We start from the raw sequence: 471 nt of genomic DNA, 5'->3' as shown, positions 1-471 counted from the left end.
TGATCACACCGCTCTGCGCCCGCTGCCGCAGACTCCTTACGTGGTTACGCAGCGGCATCTGCGGCACGTCGGCAAGGACTGTCTGGTCGCCTTCGACACGAACCTCTACTCAGTGCCCGCCCGGAAGGTCCGTCCCCGCCAGCTGGTCGAGATCCGGGCCACGAAGTCGCAGGTCAGCTTGCATGCCACCGTCCCCGACGCGGGCGGCCAGACGCTGCTGGCCGTCCATCCGCGAGCGGTCGGCCGCGGAGCGCGGGTCGTGGACGAGACGCACTGGGACGGCCTGCCCACCGGCGCCGGCCGCCGCGTCACGACCGGCGACGCTCTGCCTTCGCCCCGCCGCGGCCAGCCTCTCGGGTCGGAGGCCGGACCGCTGCAGACCCTGCTGAACCGGACCGCCGCAGCAAGTGTCGAAGTCGGACGCCGTCCGCTGTCGGTCTATGACGAGCTGACCGGCACCCGCCCCTTCAC

General features: G+C 71.8%; 1 protein-coding gene. It reads left to right on the top strand.

From position 1 onward, the window contains the following. Nucleotides 1–40 precede the first annotated feature (40 nt). A partial coding sequence (locus tag KDL01_RS41880) for a Mu transposase domain-containing protein (RefSeq protein ID WP_438802029.1) occupies nucleotides 41–471 on the top strand: 431 nt, incomplete at its 3' end.

Origin of the sequence: Actinospica durhamensis (assembly GCF_018139695.1) — a bacterium.
GTDB classification, from domain to species: domain Bacteria; phylum Actinomycetota; class Actinomycetes; order Streptomycetales; family Catenulisporaceae; genus Actinospica; species Actinospica durhamensis.
This window is presented reverse-complemented; position numbering and strand designations above follow the sequence as displayed.